This window comes from Microvirga antarctica (assembly GCF_017921815.1).
Lineage (GTDB): Bacteria > Pseudomonadota > Alphaproteobacteria > Rhizobiales > Beijerinckiaceae > Microvirga > Microvirga antarctica.
Window position 1 is genome coordinate 154,018 of the sequence record NZ_JAGEMM010000003.1, and the last position, 19,661, is coordinate 173,678.

19 protein-coding genes and 1 tRNA gene are annotated in these 19,661 nt (G+C 64.5%); 18 read left to right on the top strand and 2 right to left on the bottom strand.

Going from position 1 to position 19,661, the window contains the following annotated elements:
* Window positions 1-419 precede the first annotated feature (419 nt).
* The gene (locus J4G32_RS22185; protein ID WP_210492971.1) at window positions 420-812 is read left to right on the top strand and encodes a DUF3489 domain-containing protein; all 393 of its coding nucleotides are present in this window, start codon (window positions 420-422) and stop codon (window positions 810-812) included.
* A gap of 193 nt (window positions 813-1,005) precedes the next feature.
* Here the strand turns inward: J4G32_RS22185 and J4G32_RS11910 are convergent.
* Window positions 1,006-1,081: transfer RNA gene (locus J4G32_RS11910), tRNA-Ala, on the bottom strand.
* 190 nt (window positions 1,082-1,271) lie between these two features.
* Between J4G32_RS11910 and J4G32_RS11915 the strand changes: the two genes are divergently transcribed.
* Genes J4G32_RS11915 through folD form a run of 3 tightly spaced genes read left to right on the top strand, consistent with a single transcriptional unit; the run spans window position 1,272 to window position 2,781 of the window.
* Window positions 1,272-1,562, top strand: a complete 291-nt coding sequence (locus J4G32_RS11915; protein WP_210492973.1) for a YggT family protein — start codon at window positions 1,272-1,274, stop codon at window positions 1,560-1,562.
* A gap of 8 nt (window positions 1,563-1,570) precedes the next feature.
* On the top strand, window positions 1,571-1,885 hold the full coding sequence (locus J4G32_RS11920) for a DUF167 family protein (protein WP_210492978.1): 315 nt from the start codon (window positions 1,571-1,573) through the stop codon (window positions 1,883-1,885).
* Window positions 1,882-2,781 carry a bifunctional methylenetetrahydrofolate dehydrogenase/methenyltetrahydrofolate cyclohydrolase FolD gene (gene folD, locus J4G32_RS11925; protein WP_210492981.1) on the top strand — a complete coding sequence of 300 codons (900 nt, stop codon included), beginning with the start codon at window positions 1,882-1,884 and terminating at the stop codon, window positions 2,779-2,781. Before J4G32_RS11920 ends, folD begins: the two co-directional genes overlap by 4 nt.
* Window positions 2,782-2,784: 3 nt before the next feature.
* Here folD and J4G32_RS11930 read toward each other — a convergent pair whose 3' ends face one another.
* Window positions 2,785-3,672, bottom strand: coding sequence for a LysR family transcriptional regulator (locus J4G32_RS11930; protein ID WP_210492987.1), 888 nt, complete (start codon window positions 3,670-3,672; stop codon window positions 2,785-2,787).
* A gap of 186 nt (window positions 3,673-3,858) precedes the next feature.
* On the opposite strand from J4G32_RS11930, the gene sdhC reads away from it, so the two are divergent.
* The 14 genes from sdhC (at window position 3,859) to lpdA (ending at window position 19,660) form a co-directional block, all read left to right on the top strand.
* Entirely contained in the window at window positions 3,859-4,254 is a 396-nt protein-coding gene (gene sdhC / locus J4G32_RS11935; protein WP_210492993.1) for a succinate dehydrogenase, cytochrome b556 subunit, read from the top strand.
* A gap of 10 nt (window positions 4,255-4,264) precedes the next feature.
* Entirely contained in the window at window positions 4,265-4,669 is a 405-nt protein-coding gene (gene sdhD / locus J4G32_RS11940) for a succinate dehydrogenase, hydrophobic membrane anchor protein (RefSeq protein ID WP_210493002.1), read from the top strand.
* Window positions 4,670-4,681: 12 nt separating this feature from the next.
* Window positions 4,682-6,505 carry a succinate dehydrogenase flavoprotein subunit gene (sdhA, locus tag J4G32_RS11945; RefSeq protein ID WP_210493008.1) on the top strand — a complete coding sequence of 608 codons (1,824 nt, stop codon included), beginning with the start codon at window positions 4,682-4,684 and terminating at the stop codon, window positions 6,503-6,505.
* A gap of 40 nt (window positions 6,506-6,545) precedes the next feature.
* Window positions 6,546-7,328, top strand: a complete 783-nt coding sequence (locus tag J4G32_RS11950) for a succinate dehydrogenase iron-sulfur subunit (RefSeq protein ID WP_210493013.1) — start codon at window positions 6,546-6,548, stop codon at window positions 7,326-7,328.
* A 74-nt stretch (window positions 7,329-7,402) separates the two neighbouring features.
* Window positions 7,403-7,924, top strand: coding sequence for a hypothetical protein (locus J4G32_RS11955; RefSeq protein WP_210493017.1), 522 nt, complete (start codon window positions 7,403-7,405; stop codon window positions 7,922-7,924).
* Window positions 7,925-7,969: 45 nt separating this feature from the next.
* On the top strand, window positions 7,970-8,605 hold the full coding sequence (locus J4G32_RS11960; protein WP_210493021.1) for an AprI/Inh family metalloprotease inhibitor: 636 nt from the start codon (window positions 7,970-7,972) through the stop codon (window positions 8,603-8,605).
* A gap of 56 nt (window positions 8,606-8,661) precedes the next feature.
* Complete coding sequence (zapE, locus tag J4G32_RS11965; RefSeq protein WP_210493022.1) at window positions 8,662-9,840, top strand: cell division protein ZapE; 1,179 nt, start codon at window positions 8,662-8,664, stop codon at window positions 9,838-9,840.
* Complete coding sequence (locus J4G32_RS11970; protein WP_210493026.1) at window positions 9,837-10,472, top strand: TetR/AcrR family transcriptional regulator; 636 nt, start codon at window positions 9,837-9,839, stop codon at window positions 10,470-10,472. The genes zapE and J4G32_RS11970 overlap by 4 nt, the downstream gene beginning before the upstream one ends.
* Window positions 10,473-10,698: 226 nt before the next feature.
* Window positions 10,699-11,661, top strand: a complete 963-nt coding sequence (gene mdh, locus J4G32_RS11975; protein ID WP_210493034.1) for a malate dehydrogenase — start codon at window positions 10,699-10,701, stop codon at window positions 11,659-11,661.
* Window positions 11,662-11,739: 78 nt separating this feature from the next.
* The gene (gene sucC / locus J4G32_RS11980; RefSeq protein ID WP_210493039.1) at window positions 11,740-12,939 is read left to right on the top strand and encodes an ADP-forming succinate--CoA ligase subunit beta; all 1,200 of its coding nucleotides are present in this window, start codon (window positions 11,740-11,742) and stop codon (window positions 12,937-12,939) included.
* A gap of 9 nt (window positions 12,940-12,948) precedes the next feature.
* Complete coding sequence (sucD, locus tag J4G32_RS11985) at window positions 12,949-13,836, top strand: succinate--CoA ligase subunit alpha (protein WP_210493041.1); 888 nt, start codon at window positions 12,949-12,951, stop codon at window positions 13,834-13,836.
* 63 nt (window positions 13,837-13,899) lie between these two features.
* Entirely contained in the window at window positions 13,900-16,860 is a 2,961-nt protein-coding gene (locus J4G32_RS11990; protein WP_210493046.1) for a 2-oxoglutarate dehydrogenase E1 component, read from the top strand.
* 63 nt (window positions 16,861-16,923) lie between these two features.
* Complete coding sequence (gene odhB / locus J4G32_RS11995) at window positions 16,924-18,171, top strand: 2-oxoglutarate dehydrogenase complex dihydrolipoyllysine-residue succinyltransferase (protein WP_210493050.1); 1,248 nt, start codon at window positions 16,924-16,926, stop codon at window positions 18,169-18,171.
* Window positions 18,172-18,259: 88 nt separating this feature from the next.
* Window positions 18,260-19,660: a dihydrolipoyl dehydrogenase gene (gene lpdA / locus J4G32_RS12000; protein WP_210493056.1), complete on the top strand. Its 1,401-nt coding sequence runs from the start codon at window positions 18,260-18,262 to the stop codon at window positions 19,658-19,660.
* Window position 19,661: the final 1 nt, after the last annotated feature.

The following is a 19,661-nucleotide window of genomic DNA, read 5'->3' on the forward strand; positions in this document are numbered from 1 at the left end:
GGCTGGTCCGCACGCATGACCTGCCCCTGATCGTTCAAACGATCCGGGGCTTTGCCTGGTGAGAGGCCCGGATTGTCGGGTGCTCCAGGCGGATCGTCATGACCATCACCTTTAGTGGCACACAGGATTTGATCCTCCGGAGCGTACGAGCGGAGCGACCGCTGCCTTGTTGTGTCAAACGAACTCGAGGGTGCTGCCTTCAAGCAGGTTGCGCAGAAGCTGATGGCGTTGGGACGGGTGCGCAAGCTCAGGGCAAGGGCCGACATGCCCGCGTGGCGGCTTGATGATGACGGTCGGATTGATGCTTTGAAGCTGAGTGCGGCAGGTGTGAGGACTATTGCGGAGGAGGGCGGGGAGGCAACGGATTCCCAACCGCATGTTATGCTGTTCGAGAAAGCCAGGCCGCGGACAGGCAGTAATTGTCGACTGTCATCGGCCTGCTGCAGAAGGTGGAGGGGGCAAGCCTGACTGAGCTCACGGCTGATATCGGATGGATGGAGCATCCGACACGGGCGGCCATGACGGCTTGCGCAAACGCTCCGACATCGTGGCGCTTGATCGATCAAATCCTGCACGAGGCTCGGTCTATCGCATTCTGGAGACCAGTGACGCCAGCAGCTTTGATAGTGCGTGATGCGCCTTCGCCACAAAGCAGCTCGACAGCCGCAGGGCGTTGGCGCGACCCGACTGATGGACCTGCCGCAGTCCTGGGCCGGGCAACGCAGGTCGCTCGGCATATCCCACAGCGAGATCCAGCGCCCACCGAAGGGTACGATTCCATCAATCACCCCATTGGGGCGTCGGTGGCGTGAGAGTGAGCCGCCTGTCGTGGGAGCATTCCGGGAAACGGAATTCCGCCCATGCAGACTGACCGTCGCGCGTTCTCGAAAAGCGCCGCGCAAGAGCCAATACAGGCTTCGCAGACCCGATATCGCCCGGCTAACCGACGGAAATGTCGTGGGTTTCTACGCACCCGGAACCTGCCGCCAATCCAAAGGGACTCGGTGGTGGAGCTGAGGGGAATCGAACCCCTGACCTCTGCAGTGCGATTGCAGCGCTCTCCCATCTGAGCTACAGCCCCGGCCGGTTGCGTGGTCCAGGCGGCGAAACTTTTAGGCTTGGGGCCGCGGGGCTGTCAATCGGGACGAAAGGGGAGGGCGGGGGCGTCTGTCCCTCGGCAAATGGAGCCCTCTTGCGCTGTCGGGTTGTGGGGGCGGGCCAGGGAGGCTACATGAGCAACGTCTTCCTCCGACGAGATCTCCGGGATCCCCATGCGCGCGCTGCTCGAAATCATCCTGATGGCCCTCCAGCTCTATGTCTATCTCATCGTCGCCTCGGCGATTCTGAGCTGGCTGGTGGCGTTCAACGTGGTCAATACCCGCAATGAGCTGGTCCGCCAGATCCTGACCTTTCTCGATGCGGTCACCCAGCCGGCCCTTCGGCCGATCCGCAATATCCTGCCCAATCTCGGCGGGGTCGATATTTCGCCGGTGATCCTGATCCTTCTCATCATCTTCATCCAGAAGCTGATCCAGGACTATCTCCTGCCGATCGCCTTCTAGGGGTCTCCATGCCGTGGCGTCCCCATCCTCGCGGCGTTTCGGTGCGGGTGCGGGTGACGCCGCGCGGCGGGCGGGATGCGGTGGACGGGATTGAGACGCTGTCCGACGGGCAGGCGGTGCTCAAGATCCGGGTCCGGGCGGTGCCGGAAGATGGCAAGGCCACCGAGGCGGTGAGACGGCTTCTTGCCAAGGCAATCGGCCTGCCGGCCTCTTCCGTGCGGCTTGAAGCGGGCGCGACCGCGCGCCAAAAGACATTCGTGCTGGACGGCGACCCGGAGGATCTGATCTCCCGCCTCGCCGGCTTGAGGGGAGCCACATCATGAGCGCCACGATCATCGACGGAAAAGCCTATGCGGCGGGCCTGCGCGGCCGGGTTGCCGGGGCGGTTGCGGACCTCTCCCGTGACGGCGTGGTGCCGGGGCTTGCGGTCGTGCTCGCCGGGTCTGATCCGGCAAGCCAGATCTACGTGCGCAACAAGGCCCGCCAGACCGTCGAGGTGGGCATGGAATCCTTCGAGCACCTGCTGCCCGCCACCGCCAGCGAGGCCGAGGTGCTGGCGCTGGTCGCCCGTCTCAATGCCGATCCGGCCGTCGACGGCATTCTGGTGCAATTGCCCCTGCCGGCCCAGATCGATTCCCAGAAGGTCATCGAGGCGATCGACCCGGGAAAGGACGTGGACGGGTTTCATCCGATCAATGCGGGACGCCTGATGACCGGCGTTCCGGGCTTCGTGTCCTGCACGCCGCTCGGCTGCCTGCTGCTCATCCGGTCGGTCCGCCCCGACCTTGCCGGCCTCGACGCGGTGGTGATCGGACGGTCGAACATTGTCGGCAAGCCGATGGCGCAACTGCTGCTCGGGCAGAGCTGCACGGTCACGGTCGCCCATTCGCGCACCCGCGATCTCGAGGCCGTGTGCCGGCGGGCGGACATTCTGGTGGCGGCGGTCGGGCGGCCCGACATGGTGCGGGGCGATTGGATCAAGCCCGGCGCCATCGTCATCGATGTGGGCATCAACCGCGTGCCCAACCCGCAGGCCGGGGAGGGCAAGACCCGGGTGGTGGGCGATGTCGCCTTTGCGGAAGCAGCCGCTGTCGCGGGGGCCATCACCCCGGTGCCCGGCGGGGTGGGGCCGATGACCATCGCCTGCCTGCTGCGCAACACTCTGCAGGCCGCCTGCCAGCGGCGGGGCCTGCCCATGCCGGCCCTCGACGCCGCGTGAGTCCTAGGGGTTGCGGCGCAGATGCTCGACGAGCCGCAGGGCCGAGGGCGGCAGATCGGCGAGCGCCCGCACGCACAGGGTGAGGTCGCGCGTCGCCCACGTATCCGCAAGGCCGATGGTGGCGATGGCCATCGTGCGCGAGGCTCGCTGGGCCGTGGTCTCCGGCACGATGCCGAGCCCGACACCCGCCTCCACCATGCGGCAGACCGCATCGAAGCTGCGCAGCTGCACCCTGAGGCGAAGCGGCTGGCCGATGCGGCTCGCCTTGTCGGCGAGAAACCGTTGCAGGGCGCTCGCCCGGTCTAGACCGACGAAATCGTGGTTCAGCACCTCGGCGAAGGCGATCTCGCGGGTGGCAGCGAGCGGATGGTGGCCGGGCAGCACGAGGACGAACCGGTCGCTGCGGAACGGGTAGGTCTGAAGCCTGCCGGTATCCACCGTGCCGGCCACAATTCCGATATCGCCGACGCCGCCGGCGATCAGCCCGACGATCTCGTCGCTCAGGCGCTCCTCCAGGTCGATGCTGACCTGCGGGTGGGCCGTGAGAAACGTGCCCAGAGCCTCAGGAAGAAACTCGGTCAGCGCATTGGTGTTCGACAGGATGCGGATCTGCCCCGTCAGGCCGCCCGTATAGGTGCCGAGATCCTCCCGCAGGCGCTCCGCCTGAGAGAGAAGGATCCGGGCATGCTGGAGCAGCGTGCGCCCGGCAGGCGTCGTCTCGACTCCCTGCCGTCCCCGCAGCAGGAGGGGCGTGCCGAGTGACTTCTCCATGTTGCGGATCCGCGTGCTGGCGGCCGCCAGTGCCAGATTGGCACGCTCCGCCCCGCGGGTGATGCTGCCGGCCTCCACCACATGGCGGTAGAGACTGAGATCGATCAGGTCGAACACCATCGGGTTCCTTCGTGATTGGCGAAGGCAGATAAGAATTATTACAAATTGCCCCTCTGCCGAGGATAGTCCAGACTTCGCGTCTCACGAAGTTTAGATTCTGTCATCCCTGATGCCCGAACGCACATTGCGATACGGCAGCGGTTCAGATACGAAACCTTCCAAACTGCGCGATCAGGAGTGGATTCCATGGCTGAGGCAAAGGTGACGGCGCGACCGCTGTCGCCGCATCTGCAAGTCTATCGCTGGACCTGGACGATGGCCATGTCGGTGTTCCACCGCGTGACCGGGACCGGACTCTATTTCGGCATCGCGCTGGTCGCGATCTGGCTCGTGGCGCTGGCGTCCGGCCCGCGGGCGTTCGATGCCGTGCAATGGTTCTTCGGTTCGCCGGTGGGTCTGCTGATCCTGTTTGTCTACACCTGGGTGCTCCTGCACCACATGCTTGGCGGCGTGCGCCATCTGGTCTGGGATACCGGCACCGGCATGGAACCCGGCACCCGCATGGCCATGGCCCGCTTCACCCTGATCGCGTCGATCGCCCTGACGGTCGCCATCTGGGTGGTCGCCTTCCTGCTGTTCTGAGGAGACAAACATGGCCGAAAAACGCGTGTCCATGCGCACTCCGTTCGCCCGCGTGCAGGGCCTGGGCCCATCGGGCCACGGGGTCGAGCATTGGTGGCTGCAACGGGTGACGGCGATCGCCAACATCCCCCTCATCATCTCGTTCGTGATCATTGTGGCGGCTCTCGCGGGCTCGCCCTATCCCCGTGCGATCGCGATCATCTCCCATCCGCTCGTCGCCATCATCCTGGCGCTCGCGGTGGTGTCGGTGTGCCTGCACATGCGCCTCGGCATGCAGGTCATCATCGAGGATTACGTCCACGCGACCGGCCTGCGCCTCGCGGCGCTGCTGGCGAACAATTTCTATGCGGCCATCATCGCGATCGCCTGCCTCTACGCGATCCTCAAGGTCAGCCTCGGCCGGATCCTGGTTTAAGGAGCTTCTCACATGGCCCAAGGAACGAACGGCGCTGCCGTGAACGGCAAGGCCTATACCATCGTGGATCACACCTTCGACGTGGTGGTCATCGGGGCGGGCGGCGCAGGCTTGCGCGCCACGGTTGGCTGCTCGCAGGCTGGCCTTCGCACGGCCTGCATCTCGAAGGTCTTCCCGACCCGCTCGCACACGGTCGCGGCGCAGGGCGGCATTTCCGCCTCGCTCGGCAATATGGGCCCGGACGACTGGCGCTGGCACATGTACGACACCGTCAAGGGGTCGGACTGGCTGGGTGATCAGGATTCCATCGAATATCTCTGCCGCAATGCGCCTGACGCGGTTTATGAGCTCGAGCATTGGGGCGTGCCCTTCTCGCGCACCGACGAGGGTAAAATCTACCAGCGGCCCTTCGGCGGCATGACCACCGACTACGGCAAGGGCACGGCTCAGCGCACCTGCGCGGCGGCCGACCGCACGGGCCATGCGATCCTCCACACCCTCTACGGGCAGGCGGTCCGCAACCACACGAATTTCTTCATCGAGTATTTCGCCCTCGACCTGATGATGGACAGCGAGGGCCGCTGCATCGGCGTCGTGGCGCTCGACATGACGACCGGCGAGATCCACCGCTTCCGTGCCAAGATGACCATCCTGGCCACCGGCGGCTACGGCCGGGCGTATTTCTCCGCGACGTCCGCGCATACCTGCACGGGCGACGGCAACGCGATGGTGCTGCGGGCCGGCCTGCCGCTGCAGGACATGGAGTTCGTGCAGTTCCATCCGACCGGCATCTACGGCGCAGGCTGCCTTATCACCGAGGGCGCTCGCGGCGAGGGCGGCTATGTGACGAACTCGGAGGGCGAGCGCTTCATGGAGCGCTACGCGCCGTCCGCCAAGGACCTCGCCTCGCGTGACGTCGTCTCGCGCGCGATGACCATGGAAATCCGCGCCGGGCGCGGCGTGGGCCGCAACAAGGACCACATCTACCTGCACCTCGATCACCTCGATCCCAAGATCCTGCACGAGCGCCTGCCGGGCATTTCGGAAAGCGCCAAGATCTTCGCGGGCGTCGATGTCACCAAGGAGCCGATCCCGGTCCTGCCGACGGTCCATTACAACATGGGCGGAATTCCGACGAATTATCACGGCGAAGTGCTGACCCTGAAGAACGGCAACCCGGACACGGTGGTGCCCGGCCTGATGGCGCTGGGCGAAGCCGCCTGCGTGTCCGTTCACGGCGCCAACCGCCTCGGCTCCAATTCGCTGATCGACCTTGTGGTGTTCGGACGGGCGGCGGGCCTGCGCTGCGCCGAAATCCTCACGCCGGACGACAAGCACGCCGACCTGCCCAAGACGGCCGATGCGCTGGCCCTCTCGCGGCTCGACCGGTTCCGTTTCGCCAATGGCGGCACGCCGACCGCCGAACTGCGCCTCGAGATGCAGAAGACCATGCAGAACAATTGCGCGGTGTTTCGCACAGGCGACGTGTTGGCGGAAGGCCAGCAACTCATCCACAAGGTCTGGAGCGGCACGAGCGACATCAAGGTCACCGACCGCTCGCTGATCTGGAACACCGATCTCATCGAGACCCTCGAATTCGACAACCTGATCGAGCAGGCCGTCGTGACCATGGAGGGCGCGCTGAACCGTCAGGAATCGCGCGGCGCCCATGCGCGCGAAGACTTCCCGGATCGCGATGACAAGACGTGGATGAAGCACACCCTGGCTTGGCTCGACGATCACTCGCACAAGGCGGCGATCGATTACCGGCCGGTCCACACCTACACGATGTCGAACGAGATCCAGTATATCGAGCCGAAGGCGCGCGTGTATTGAGCGTCGGCCGTCAGCCGGGCGAGACGACAAGAGGATAGATATGGCTCAGTTCCAACTCCCCAAGAATTCCCGCTACACCGAAGGAACGTCGTGGCCAAAGCCGGCCAACTCCAACCGCGTGCAGGAATTCCGCATCTACCGCTGGAACCCGGATGACGGCGCCAACCCCAAGATCGACACCTATTACGTCGACCGTGACGATTGCGGCCCGATGGTTCTCGATGCGCTGATCTGGATCAAGAACAACGTCGACCCGACCCTGACCTTCCGCCGCTCCTGTCGCGAGGGCATTTGCGGCTCCTGCGCCATGAACATCATGGGCGAGAACACGCTCGCCTGCACCCTCGGCATCGACGATTGCAAGGCCGACAGCGTCAAGATCTATCCGCTGCCGCATATGCCCGTGCTGAAGGACCTGGTGCCGGACCTGACCACTTTCTTTGCCCAGCACGCTTCCATCGAGCCCTGGCTCCAGACCGAAACGCCAGAGCCCGAAAAGGAATGGCGCCAGACGCCGGAGGAGCGCTCCAAGCTCGATGGGCTCTACGAGTGCATCCTGTGCGCCTGCTGCACCACGTCGTGCCCCAGCTACTGGTGGAACGGCGACCGCTTCCTTGGTCCGGCGGCGCTGCTGCAGGCCTATCGCTGGCTCATCGACAGCCGTGATGAGGGCACAGGCGGTCGCCTCGACAACCTTCACGATCCCTTCCGCCTCTATCGCTGCCACACGATCATGAACTGCGCCAATACCTGTCCCAAGGGTCTCAACCCCGCCAAGGCGATCGCCGAAATCAAGAAGATGATGGTGGAGCGCGCCGTCTAGTCCGGCGGGCGCCCTAGGAATTGTCGTTGTAATATTATATCTCTCTGGGATTGAAGCCGATCCTGGAGAGCGTGATGCCGGTCGTCATAGCCCTCGTCGCCGTGTTGGGGGCGGGACTTTTCTGGCTCGTTCGCCTGCGCCAAGCCGGGGCGGCCGCGGCAGATATCGTCGATTCCGCGCAGCGACTTCGTGGACGGTACCGTCGAAGGCAGTTTCTCAGAAAAGCCGAGAGCTCCCCTTTGGCCGCTGTGGAGGACCCGGCGGTGGCGGCGGTTGCGATGCTCATCAAGCTTGGAGCATTGGCCCCGCTATCGGCCGCTCCCTCGGACAGCACGATCAAGTCAGCCATGCGCGACGTGATGGGATTGCAGACCGTCGACGAAACGTTCATTTTCGCCCAATGGGTTGCGGGCCATGCGAGCGACGCGGACATGCTCTCCCTGAGGTTTTCAAAGCTCTGGCGAGAGGGTCTCGACAAAGACCAGCGCCGGGATTTTCGTGCCTTGGCCGAGCGCACCATTCAAGCGGGCGGATCCGCCACGCCGGAACAAATTGCTGCTGTCAGGCTTCTTGGAGACCGGCTCAGCTTGACTTAGCCTGAGATGCTGCCATTCCCGACGCCGGACCACACCGAGGTAACGATGAGCCGTCACACCCTTCGAACCGCCGCAGCGCTTTGTGCCATTCTCGCGCTCGGCGCGTGCTCGTCGGCGCGTGTCGGTGGATATGGCGGACAGCCGATCCGCTCAGCCAACGCCGCGCCCACGATGACAATGGAGCAGCCCATCGAAGCCGTCCCCTCGTCGTCGGTCAGTTCAGCGCCGTTGGCGCCGATCGAATCCCGGCCGCTTGGACCCGTCGGGGGCAGCGCTCCACCACCGCCGTTGATGCCGGCCCCGGCCCCGGGCGCGGCTCCGACAGACATGGCGTCCTTGCCGCCGACCTTGCCACCCGTCATCGCCCCGGTCGCTCCGACGCCTGCACCGGCCCCTGCCGGCAATCGCACCGCGATGGTCGGAAACTGGACCGCCAAGGATGCGTCGGGCGGGTCGTGCCGGATCCAGCTCTCGAGTTCGCCGGCGCTTGATCTCTACCGCGCTTCCGCGTCCGGTTGCGCGAACCAGGACCTGTCCAAGATCAATGCCTGGGACTTCCGCGACGGCGAAGTCTACCTCTACCAGCAGGGCGGTTCGGTCGCGGCGCGTCTGCGCGGCTCGTCGGGTGCCCTGAGCGGCGCCATCGCCAAGTCGGGAGCGCCCCTGTCGCTGTCGCGATAAGGGTTTGCGCTCGGACGCGCGGATAAGGTAATCGGTCGGTTGTGACCCGGCCTCCCATGTCTTCCCCCCAATCCGTGACCTCCCGCTACGACGCCCTCGTGCGCGAAGGCGCAATCGAGCGCGATCCGTCGCAGGTCATCCTGTTGCGGCATCTCGAGACGCTGGCCGAGGGGCTGGCGGGCTACCGCTTGGCGCGAAAGACCAGCGCTCTCGGGTGGCTCTTCGGGCAACGTAACCCATCGCCCCCACGGGGACTTTACGTGTGGGGCTCGGTTGGTCGCGGCAAGACCATGCTGATGGACCTGTTCTTCGAGGCGCTTCCCGTGCAGCGCAAGCGCCGGGTCCATTTCCATGCGTTCATGGCCGATGTGCACGAGCGCATCCATGCCTGGCGCACGAAGCTGAAGGCCGGCGAGGTCAAGGGCGACGATCCGATCGGGCCGGTCGCGGTGGACCTTTCGGCTGAATCCTGGGTCTTGTGCTTCGATGAATTCACCGTCACGGACATCGCCGATGCGATGATCCTGGGGCGCCTGTTCACGGCCCTTTTTGCCCAGGGCGTCGTCGTTGTGGCGACATCCAACGTTGAACCTGAACGGCTCTACGAGGGCGGCCTCAACCGTTCCCTGTTCCTCCCCTTCATCGCTCTCCTGCAGGAGCGCATGGCCGTCATGCGGCTGGACGCGCGGGCGGATTTTCGCCTCGAGAAGCTCGCCGGCGGTCTTGTCTTCCACACCCCGGCGGATGCCACCGCCCACGCGGCCTTGAGCCAGGCTTTCCGCAACATCTCCGGCAAAAGCCAGGGGGTGCCGATGACGCTCACGGTGCGGGGCCATCCCGTGGACGTCCCGGAGGCCGCGGGCGGCGTGGCGCGATTCACGTTCAGTGATCTCTGCTCGAAGCCTCTCGGGGCGTCGGACTATCTCGCCATCGCCGAGCGGTTCCACACGGTCATCGTGGAGAATATCCCGCAATTGTCCTTCGACCGGCGCAATGAGGCCAAACGCTTCATCACGCTCATCGACGCGCTCTACGATGCCCGCGTCAAACTCCTGGCCTCGGCGGATGCCGACGCGCCCGATCTCTACCGTGCCGATAGCGGACGGGAGGCCTTTGAATTCGACAGGACGGCGTCGCGGCTCATCGAGATGCGTTCGGAGGCTTATCTGGCGCTTCCGCACGGAAAGCCGGATTCGACAGGCTCCGGCCAGTCCGCCGGCCTGGTTGAGACATGAAGCGGCCGCGCGGCGGCTCCCCCGAGCGGCTGCCCGATCCGTCGAATCCGCCGGACGAACGTCTGCTGGCGCTCGCCGGGCAACATCTCAAGCAATTCGGCGCCGCGCAGGTCACGGTCGTAGGGATCGCAGACGCGGCGGGCATGACCCATGCCAATGTCTATCGCTATTTCGCCTCCAAGGCGGCGCTGATCGACGCGGTTGCCGGGCAATGGCTGAAACGGGTCGAGACCCTGATCGCGGCGATCGCCGATGCGCCGGATCCGGCCGACGACAAGCTCGAGCGCCTGCTGCAGGCCTGGGCCCGCACGCACCGCGATCTCCTGCGGGATGACCCGCATCTGTTCGACGTCTATTGCGCCGCGACGCAGACCCGCCGGGCGATCGTGCGCCGGCACCGGGCGCGGATGCGCCAACTCACCGAGCGCGTTCTCGACGAAGGGACGGTCACCGGCAAGTTCGATCCGCGCGACCGCGACCGCGCGTTGTTGTTGATCACAGACGTCACGTTCCGTTTCATCAACCCGGTCTCGATCCGGCTGGATGGGGAGATGCCGGATGACCTTGCGGACCAGCGGATGGCGGCCCTCATCCGCGTTGTTCTGCGAGCGCTGGCCAAAGGCTACGTTTAAGAAATGACAAATTTTGGAAAATGTAACCCCCGGCGACCTCGCGCCGTCGTCCCTGTAAGTCGCTGACATCCCAACTTTATTTCAAAACTCCTCGCCCGCCATCTTCGCAATTCGCCGCAAAGCGTTACGGATTAACCTTTTGCTGGCTTGAAGCGGACCCATTTCTGAGTCACACAGCGGCACTCTTTTCAAAAGGCGCTGCGCCTCTTCAACTCAAGGACATCCCATGGCCCGTCACAAGATCGCGCTCATCGGCGCTGGCCAGATCGGCGGAACGCTCGCCCATCTGGTCGGCTTGAAGGAACTCGGCGACGTCGTTCTGTTCGACATCGCCGAAGGGGTTCCGCAGGGCAAAGGTCTCGACATCGCGGAATCGGCTCCGGTCGATGGGTTCGACGCGAAGTACAAGGGCGCCAACGACTACGCCGACATCGCCGGCGCCGACGTGATCATCGTGACCGCGGGCGTGCCGCGCAAGCCGGGCATGAGCCGCGACGACCTGATCGGCATCAACCTGAAGGTCATGGAAGCGGTCGGCAACGGCATCAAGCAGCATGCGCCGGACGCTTTCGTGATCTGCATCACCAACCCGCTCGACGCGATGGTGTGGGCGCTGCAGAAGTTCTCGGGCCTCAAGCCCGAAAAGATCGTCGGCATGGCAGGCGTTCTCGATTCCGCCCGTTTCCGCCACTTCCTCGCCGAGGAATTCGACGTGTCGGTCAAGGATGTGACGGCCTTCGTGCTCGGGGGCCACGGCGACGAGATGGTGCCGCTGGTGCGCTACTCGACGGTCGCGGGCATTCCGCTTCCCGACCTCATCAAGATGGGCTGGACCACGCAGGAGAAGCTCGACGCCATGGTCGAGCGCACCCGCAAGGGCGGCGGCGAGATCGTCAACCTGCTCAAGACCGGGTCGGCCTTCTATGCGCCGGCCGCCTCCGCGATCGCGATGGCCGAGAGCTATCTCCATGACAAGAAGCGCGTGCTCCCCTGCGCCGCGCACTTGTCAGGCCAATATGGGATCAAGGACATGTATGTGGGCGTTCCGATCGTCATCGGCGCCAAGGGCGTCGAGCGGATCGTCGAAGTGGCGTTCACCGGCGACGAGAAGGCCATGTTCGACAAGTCGGTGGCGTCCGTGCAGGGCCTCGTCGATGCCTGCAAGCAGATCAATCCGGCGCTTGCTTAAGGACGATCCGGCGGGGACCCGGTGTCCCCCCTCGATCCCTTGACGCCTTCGCCGTTCGCAAACTGAAAGCGCGACACCATGAACATCCATGAATATCAGGGCAAAGCCGTCCTGAAAGAATTCGGCCTTCCGGTTTCGAAGGGGCGGGCGATCTTCTCCGCGGACGAAGCGGAGGCTGCCGCGAAGGAGCTCGGTGGACCTCTCTGGGTCGTGAAGTCCCAGATCCATGCGGGCGGCCGCGGCAAAGGCAAGTTCAAGGAGGCGGCAGCCGGCGAAAAGGGCGGCGTGCGTCTGGCCAGGTCCATCGAGGAGGTGAAAACCTTCGCAAAGGAAATGCTGGGCAACACGCTCGTCACCATCCAGACGGGCGATGCCGGCAAGCAGGTCAACCGGCTCTATATCGAGGACGGCTCGGATATCGAGACCGAACTCTACCTCTCGATGCTGGTGGATCGCGCCACCGGCCGCGTTGCTTTCGTGGTCTCCACCGAGGGCGGCATGGATATCGAGGCGGTTGCCCACGATACGCCGGACAAGATCTTCACTTTCTCGGTCGATCCCGCGACCGGCGTCATGCCGCATCACGGCCGGCTGGTGGCCAAGAAGCTGGGCCTCACGGGCCCGCTCGTGAAAGAGGCCGAGGACATCGTCACGAAGCTCTACAACGGCTTTGTGGCGAAGGACATTGAGATGCTCGAGATCAATCCGCTGATCGTCACCACCGACGGCCACCTGCGGGCGCTCGATGCCAAGATCTCGTTCGATTCCAACTCGCTCTACCGTCACCCGGAGATCGTGGCGCTGCGCGACCTGACCGAAGAGGACGCCAAAGAAATCGAGGCGTCCAAATACGATCTCGCCTACATCGCGCTCGACGGCACGATCGGCTGCATGGTCAACGGCGCGGGCCTTGCCATGGCGACGCTGGACATCATCAAGCTCTATGGCGAAGAGCCGGCGAACTTCCTCGATGTGGGCGGCGGCGCGTCCGAGGAGAAGGTCACGGCGGCCTTCAAGATCATCACGGCCGACCCGCAGGTGAAGGGCATCCTCGTCAACATCTTCGGCGGCATCATGAAGTGCGACGTGATCGCACGCGGCGTCATCGCGGCGGTGAAGACCGTCGGCCTCCAGGTGCCGCTGGTCGTACGGCTTGAGGGCACGAACGTGGAAGAAGGCAAGACCATCATCCGCGAGTCGGGTCTCAACGTCATTCCGGCCGATGATCTCGACGATGCCGCCCAGAAGATCGTGTCCGCTGTCCGCGGCGGAAAGTAAGAGGCTCAGATGTCCATTCTCATCGACAAGAACACCAAGGTCATCTGCCAGGGCTTTACCGGCAAGAACGGCACCTTTCATTCCGAGCAGGCGATTGCCTACGGCACCCGGATGGTGGGCGGCACGTCGCCCGGCAAGGGCGGCTCGACGCATCTCAACCTGCCGGTCTTCGACACCGTGCTGGAAGCCCGTGAAGCCACCGGCGCCGATGCCTCCGTCGTCTACGTTCCGCCGCCGGGCGCGGCCGATGCAATCTGCGAGGCCATCCAGGCCGAAATCCCGCTGATCGTCTGCATCACCGAAGGCATTCCGGTGCTCGACATGGTCCGCGTCAAGCGGGCGCTCGAGGGCTCGAAGTCGCGCCTGATCGGCCCCAATTGCCCGGGCATCGTGACCGCCGGCGAGTGCAAGATCGGCATCATGCCGGCCAACATCTTCAAGCCCGGCTCGGTCGGCATCGTGTCGCGCTCCGGCACGCTGACCTACGAAGCGGTGTTCCAGACCACCAATGAGGGTCTGGGTCAGACGACGGCGGTCGGCATCGGCGGCGATCCGGTCAAGGGCACCGAGTTCATCGACATTCTCGACATGTTCCTGTCCGATCCCAAGACCACGTCGATCGTCATGATCGGCGAGATCGGCGGCTCGGCCGAGGAAGAGGCAGCAGCCTTCATCGAACGCGAGGCGCGCAAAGGCCGCAAGAAGCCGATGGTTGGCTTCATCGCCGGCCGCACGGCGCCTCCCGGCCGTCGCATGGGTCATGCGGGCGCGATCATTTCCGGCGGCAAGGGCGGCGCGGAAGACAAGATCGCCGCCATGGAAGCAGCCGGCATCCGGGTCTCGCCGTCGCCGGCGCGCCTTGGAAAAACCCTCGTTGAGGTCCTCAAGGGCCAATAACCACGACAGGCCGTCGCGAATCGTGCGCGGCGGCCCTTAAAGACATTTGGATCGAGCATTGCCATGGCACGCCAGGACGCCAACGAAACCTTTCTCAACACGGCTTTCCTCTATGGGGCGAACGCGCCTTATATCGAGGATCTGTACGCCCGCTTTCAGAAGGACCCGTCGTCGGTCGACCCGGAATGGCAGGCCTTCTTCGGCGCGCTGAAGGACGACAAGCAGGCCGTCGAGCAGAGCGCACGCGGCGCGTCCTGGAAGAAGCCCAACTGGCCGGTGGCCGCCAACGGCGATCTGGTCTCGGCCATGGATGGCAACTGGGCCCAGGTCGAGAAGGCGGTCGGCGACAAGATCAAGGCGAAGGCCGAGACCAAGGGCGGGCCCATCGACCAGGCTGAAGTCCTGCAGGCGACGCGGGATTCCATTCACGCGATCATGCTGATCCGGGCCTATCGGGTGCGCGGCCATCTGCACGCCAAGCTCGATCCCCTCGACATCAACCCGCGCCCCAGCGACGAGGAACTGCACCCGTCGCATTACGGCTTCACGGACGCCGACTGGGACCGCAAGATCTTCATCGACAATGTGCTGGGCCTCGAATTCGCGAGCATCCGCGAAATCGTCTCCATCCTCGAGCGCACCTATTGCCAGACGCTGGGCGTCGAGTTCATGCACATCTCGGACCCTGCCGAAAAGGCCTGGTTGCAGGAGCGCATCGAGGGGCCCGACAAGGAGATCACGTTCACCCGGGAGGGCAAGCGGGCGATTCTCAACAAGATGGTAGAGGCTGAAGGCTTCGAGAAGTTCCTCGACCTGAAATACACCGGCACCAAGCGCTTCGGCCTCGACGGCAGCGAATCGCTGATTCCGGCGCTGGAGCAGATCATCAAGCGCGGCGGCAATCTCGGCTGCAAGGAGATCGTGCTCGGCATGGCCCATCGCGGCCGTCTGAACGTGCTGACCCAGGTGATGGGCAAGCTCCACCGCGCCCTGTTTCACGAGTTCAAGGGCGGGTCCTTCGCGCCCGACAACGTGGAAGGCTCGGGGGACGTCAAGTATCACTTGGGCGCATCGAGCGACCGGTCGTTCGACCAGAACAACGTCCACCTGTCGCTCACCGCCAACCCGTCGCATCTCGAGATCGTCGATCCGGTCGTGCTGGGCAAGGTGCGGGCCAAGCAGGACCAGCACGGTTGCTCGCCAGACAACCGGACTGCCGTGATGCCGCTTCTCATCCACGGCGATGCGGCGTTTGCCGGCCAAGGCGTCGTGGCTGAATGCCTGGGCCTTTCGGGCCTGCGCGGCCATCGCACCGGCGGTTCGATCCACTTCATCATCAACAACCAGATCGGCTTCACCACCGATCCGCGCTTCTCGCGCTCCTCGCCGTATCCGTCGGACGTTGCCAAGATGGTCGAGGCGCCGATCTTCCATGTGAACGGGGATGATCCGGAAGCGGTGGTCTTCGCCGCCAAGGTCGCGACCGAATACCGGCAGAAGTTCCAGAAGCCCGTGGTGGTGGACATGTTCTGCTACCGCCGCTTCGGCCATAACGAGGGCGACGAGCCGGCCTTCACGCAGCCGTTGATGTATCGCAAGATCCGCTCGCATCCCTCGATTCTCGAGATCTATTCGAAGAAGCTGATCGCCGAGGGCACGGTGACAGAGGGCGAATTCGACGAAATGAAGAACGCCTGGCGCTCCAAGCTCGAAGCCGAATTCGAGATCGCGCAGGGCTACAAGCCCAACAAGGCCGATTGGCTCGATGGGCGCTGGTCGGGGCTCAAGGCCGTCCGCGAGGATTCGGACGATCCGCGCCGCGGACAGACCGGTGTCCCGGTCGAAACGCTGAACGAGATCGCCCACGCGCTCACCACAATTCCCGAGGGCTTCCACCTTCACCGGACGATCCAGCGCTTCCTCGACAACCGCAAGAAGATGATGGAGACCGGCGAGGGCATCGATTGGGCAATGGCCGAGGCGCTCTCCTTCGGCTCGCTTTTGCTCGAGGATCACCGCGTCCGCCTGTCGGGTCAGGACGTGGAGCGCGGCACCTTCTCGTCGCGCCATTCGGTGCTGATCGACCAGGAGAACGAAGAGCGCTACACGCCCCTCAACCACATCAAGGAGGGACAGGGCCGCTACGAGGTCATCAACTCCATGCTGTCGGAGGAGGCGGTGCTCGGCTTCGAGTACGGCTATACCCTGTCCGAACCCAATGCCCTCACCCTTTGGGAAGCGCAGTTCGGCGATTTCGCCAACGGGGCGCAGGTCGTGTTCGACCAGTTCATCTCGTCTGGCGAGCGCAAGTGGCTGCGCATGTCGGGCCTCGTCTGTCTGCTGCCGCATGGTTATGAGGGACAGGGTCCGGAGCATTCCTCCGCGCGTCTCGAGCGCTGGCTGCAGATGTGCGCCGAGGACAACATGCAGGTGGCCTATTGCACCACCCCATCCAACTACTTCCACATCCTGCGCCGGCAGTTGAAGCGCGAGTTCCGCAAGCCCCTCATCCTGATGACGCCCAAGAGCCTGCTTCGTCACAAGCGCGCGACCTCGCGCGTCGACGACATCGCCGAGGGCACCTCGTTCCACCGTGTGCTGCGTGACGATGCGCAGCGCCCGGGCGAGGCCATCAAGCTCGTGAAGGACGAGAAGATCCGCCGCGTCGTCATCTGCACCGGCAAGGTCTATTACGACCTCTATGAGGAGCGCGAGAAGCGCGGCATCGACGATGTCTACCTGATGCGCGTCGAGCAGCTCTACCCCTTCCCGGCCAAGTCGCTGGCGGTGGAGCTGGCCCGGTTCAAGAAGGCCGACGTGGTGTGGTGCCAGGAGGAGCCCAAGAACATGGGCTCGTGGAGCTTCGTCGAGCCCTATCTGGAATGGGTTCTCAAGACCGCCGGCGCCAAGGTTGATCGTCCGCGTTATGTGGGACGCTCGGCCTCGGCCGCGACAGCCACGGGCCTGATGTCCAAGCACCTCATTCAATTGCAGGCTTTCCTCGACGAGGCTTTCGCGGCTTAATGGCCGCAAGAGACTTCGATCCCATCCACGGGCCACGCACGGCCCCGAACAATTAAGACGAACATGGCCACCGAAATCCGCGTACCTACCCTTGGCGAGTCCGTTTCCGAGGCCACCATTGGCCGCTGGTTCAAGAAGCCCGGCGACCAGGTGAAGGCCGACGAACCCCTGGTCGAGCTCGAAACCGACAAGGTCACGCTCGAGGTTAACGCGCCGGCGAGCGGCACCCTCGGCGATATCCTGGCCAAGGATGGCGAAACGGTTGGTCCTGGCGCCGTGCTGGGCTCGATCACCGAAGGGGGAGCAGCGGCTGCGCCTGCGGCCAAAGTCGAGGCTCCGAAAACCGAGGCCCCCAAGACGGAAGCTCCGAAGGCAGCTGCTCCAGCCCCTGCTGCCCCTGCGGCCCAGCCATCGGTGGCGAAGGATAACGGCCCTGCCGTCGCGCGCATTGCCGCCGAGAGCGGGGTGGATGCGGGCAATGTTCCCGGATCCGGCAAGGACGGTCGCGTCACCAAGGGCGACATGCTGGCGGCAATCGCCACCGGCGGCACCCAGGCACCCGCGCAGGCTGCTCCCGTTCAGGCCCGTGCACCGTCCGCCGCCGACGATGCGTCGCGCGAAGAGCGCGTGAAGATGACCAAGCTGCGCCAGACGATCGCGCGCCGGCTCAAGGATGCGCAGAACACCGCCGCCATGCTGACCACGTTCAACGACGTGGACATGGGCGCGGTGATGCACCTGCGCAGCCAGTACAAGGAGATTTTCGAGAAAAAGCATGGCGTGAAGCTGGGCTTCATGGGCTTTTTCTCGAAGGCGGTGATCCAGGCGCTGAAGGACGTGCCGGCCGTCAATGCGGAGATCGACGGACAGGATCTCGTGTTCAAGAACTACTACCATATCGGCGTCGCGGTCGGCACCGAGAAGGGTCTTGTGGTTCCGGTCGTGCGCGACGCCGACAGGCTTTCCATCGCCGAGATCGAGAAGAAGATCGCGGATTTCGGCAAGCGCGCCCGTGACGGCAAGCTCACCATCGACGAGATGCAGGGCGGCACCTTCACGATCACCAACGGCGGCATCTACGGCTCGCTCATGTCGACCCCGATCCTGAACGCGCCGCAATCCGGCATTCTGGGCATGCATCGCATCGAGGACCGTCCGGTGGCCCGCAACGGCCAGGTCGTGATCCGGCCGATGATGTACCTGGCGCTGTCTTACGATCATCGCATCGTCGACGGTAAGGATGCGGTGACCTTCCTGGTGCGGGTCAAGGAGGCGCTGGAAGATCCGGCCCGCCTCGTGCTCGATCTCTGACGACTTTCATCCATCGTGCCCGGGTCGACGCGGGCATAAACGACCTGACGCCGGGCGAGCCCGGCCCTGACGTCCAAGGGGGCGAACCGTGTCCTACGATCTCATCGTTATCGGAACTGGTCCGGGCGGCTATGTGTGCGCCATTCGCGCCGCACAGCTGGGCCTCAAGACGGCCGTGGTGGAGAAGCGCAAGACTCATGGCGGGACCTGCCTGAATATCGGCTGCATCCCGTCGAAAGCCCTTCTGCATGCCTCCCACGCCTTCGAGGATGCAAGCGCGCATTTCCCCGCCATGGGTGTCATCGTCGGCGCGCCGACCCTCGATCTGGCGCAGATGCAGACCTTCAAGCAGGAGGGTGTCGACGGCAACACCAAGGGCGTCGAATTCCTCCTGAAGAAGAACAAGGTTGACGTCTTTTTCGGCACCGGCCGCATCGCTGCGGCAGGGCAGGTCGAGGTGACGGCCGAGGACGGCACCAACCAGGTCCTGCAGACGAAGAACATCGTCATCGCGACGGGGTCCGACGTGACGCGCCTTCCGGGTGTGGAGATCGACGAGAAGGTCGTGATTTCGTCCACTGGCGCGCTCGAACTCAGCGCCGTGCCGAAGCGGCTCGTGGTCATCGGCGCGGGCGTGATCGGCCTCGAACTCGGCTCGGTGTGGCGCCGACTCGGGTCGGAGGTCATCGTGGTCGAGTATCTCGACCGCATCCTGCCCGGCATGGATGGCGAGATCGCCAAGCAGTTCCAGCGGTTGCTCACCAAGCAGGGCTTTCAGTTCAAGCTCGGCCAGAAGGTCACCAAGGTCGAAAAGACCGGCGCGGGCGCGACCCTCACCTTCGAGCCGGCGGCTGGCGGAGCCCCTGAGACCATCGAGGCCGACGCGGTGCTCGTGGCAACCGGCCGGGTGCCCTACACCCAAGGCCTGGGGCTGGACGAGATCGGGGTCCAGAAGGACGCCAAGGGCCGTATCCAGACCGACGCGCACTATTCCACCAACGTCACGGGCATCTATGCCATCGGCGATGTGATCGCCGGCCCGATGCTGGCCCACAAGGCCGAGGACGAGGGCATGGCCGTGGCCGAAATTCTCGCCGGCAAGGCGGGCCACGTGAATTACGGAATCATCCCGAGCGTCGTCTACACCTTCCCGGAAGTGGCCTCAGTGGGCCAGACCGAAGAAGAACTCAAGGCCGCCGGCACCGCCTACAACGTGGGCAAGTTCCCGTTCACGGCCAATGGCCGCGCGAAGGCCAACCACATTACCGACGGGTTCGTGAAAATCCTGGCGGATGCCACGACCGACAAGGTGCTGGGCGTGCACATCATCGGCGCCGAAGCCGGAACGTTGATCCACGAGGCGGTGCTGGCGATGGAGTTCGGCGGCTCGTCGGAAGACATCGCGCGCTCCTGCCATGCGCACCCGACCCTGTCGGAAGCCGTGAAGGAAGCAGCCCTGGCGGTCGACAAGCGCGCCATCCACATGTGAG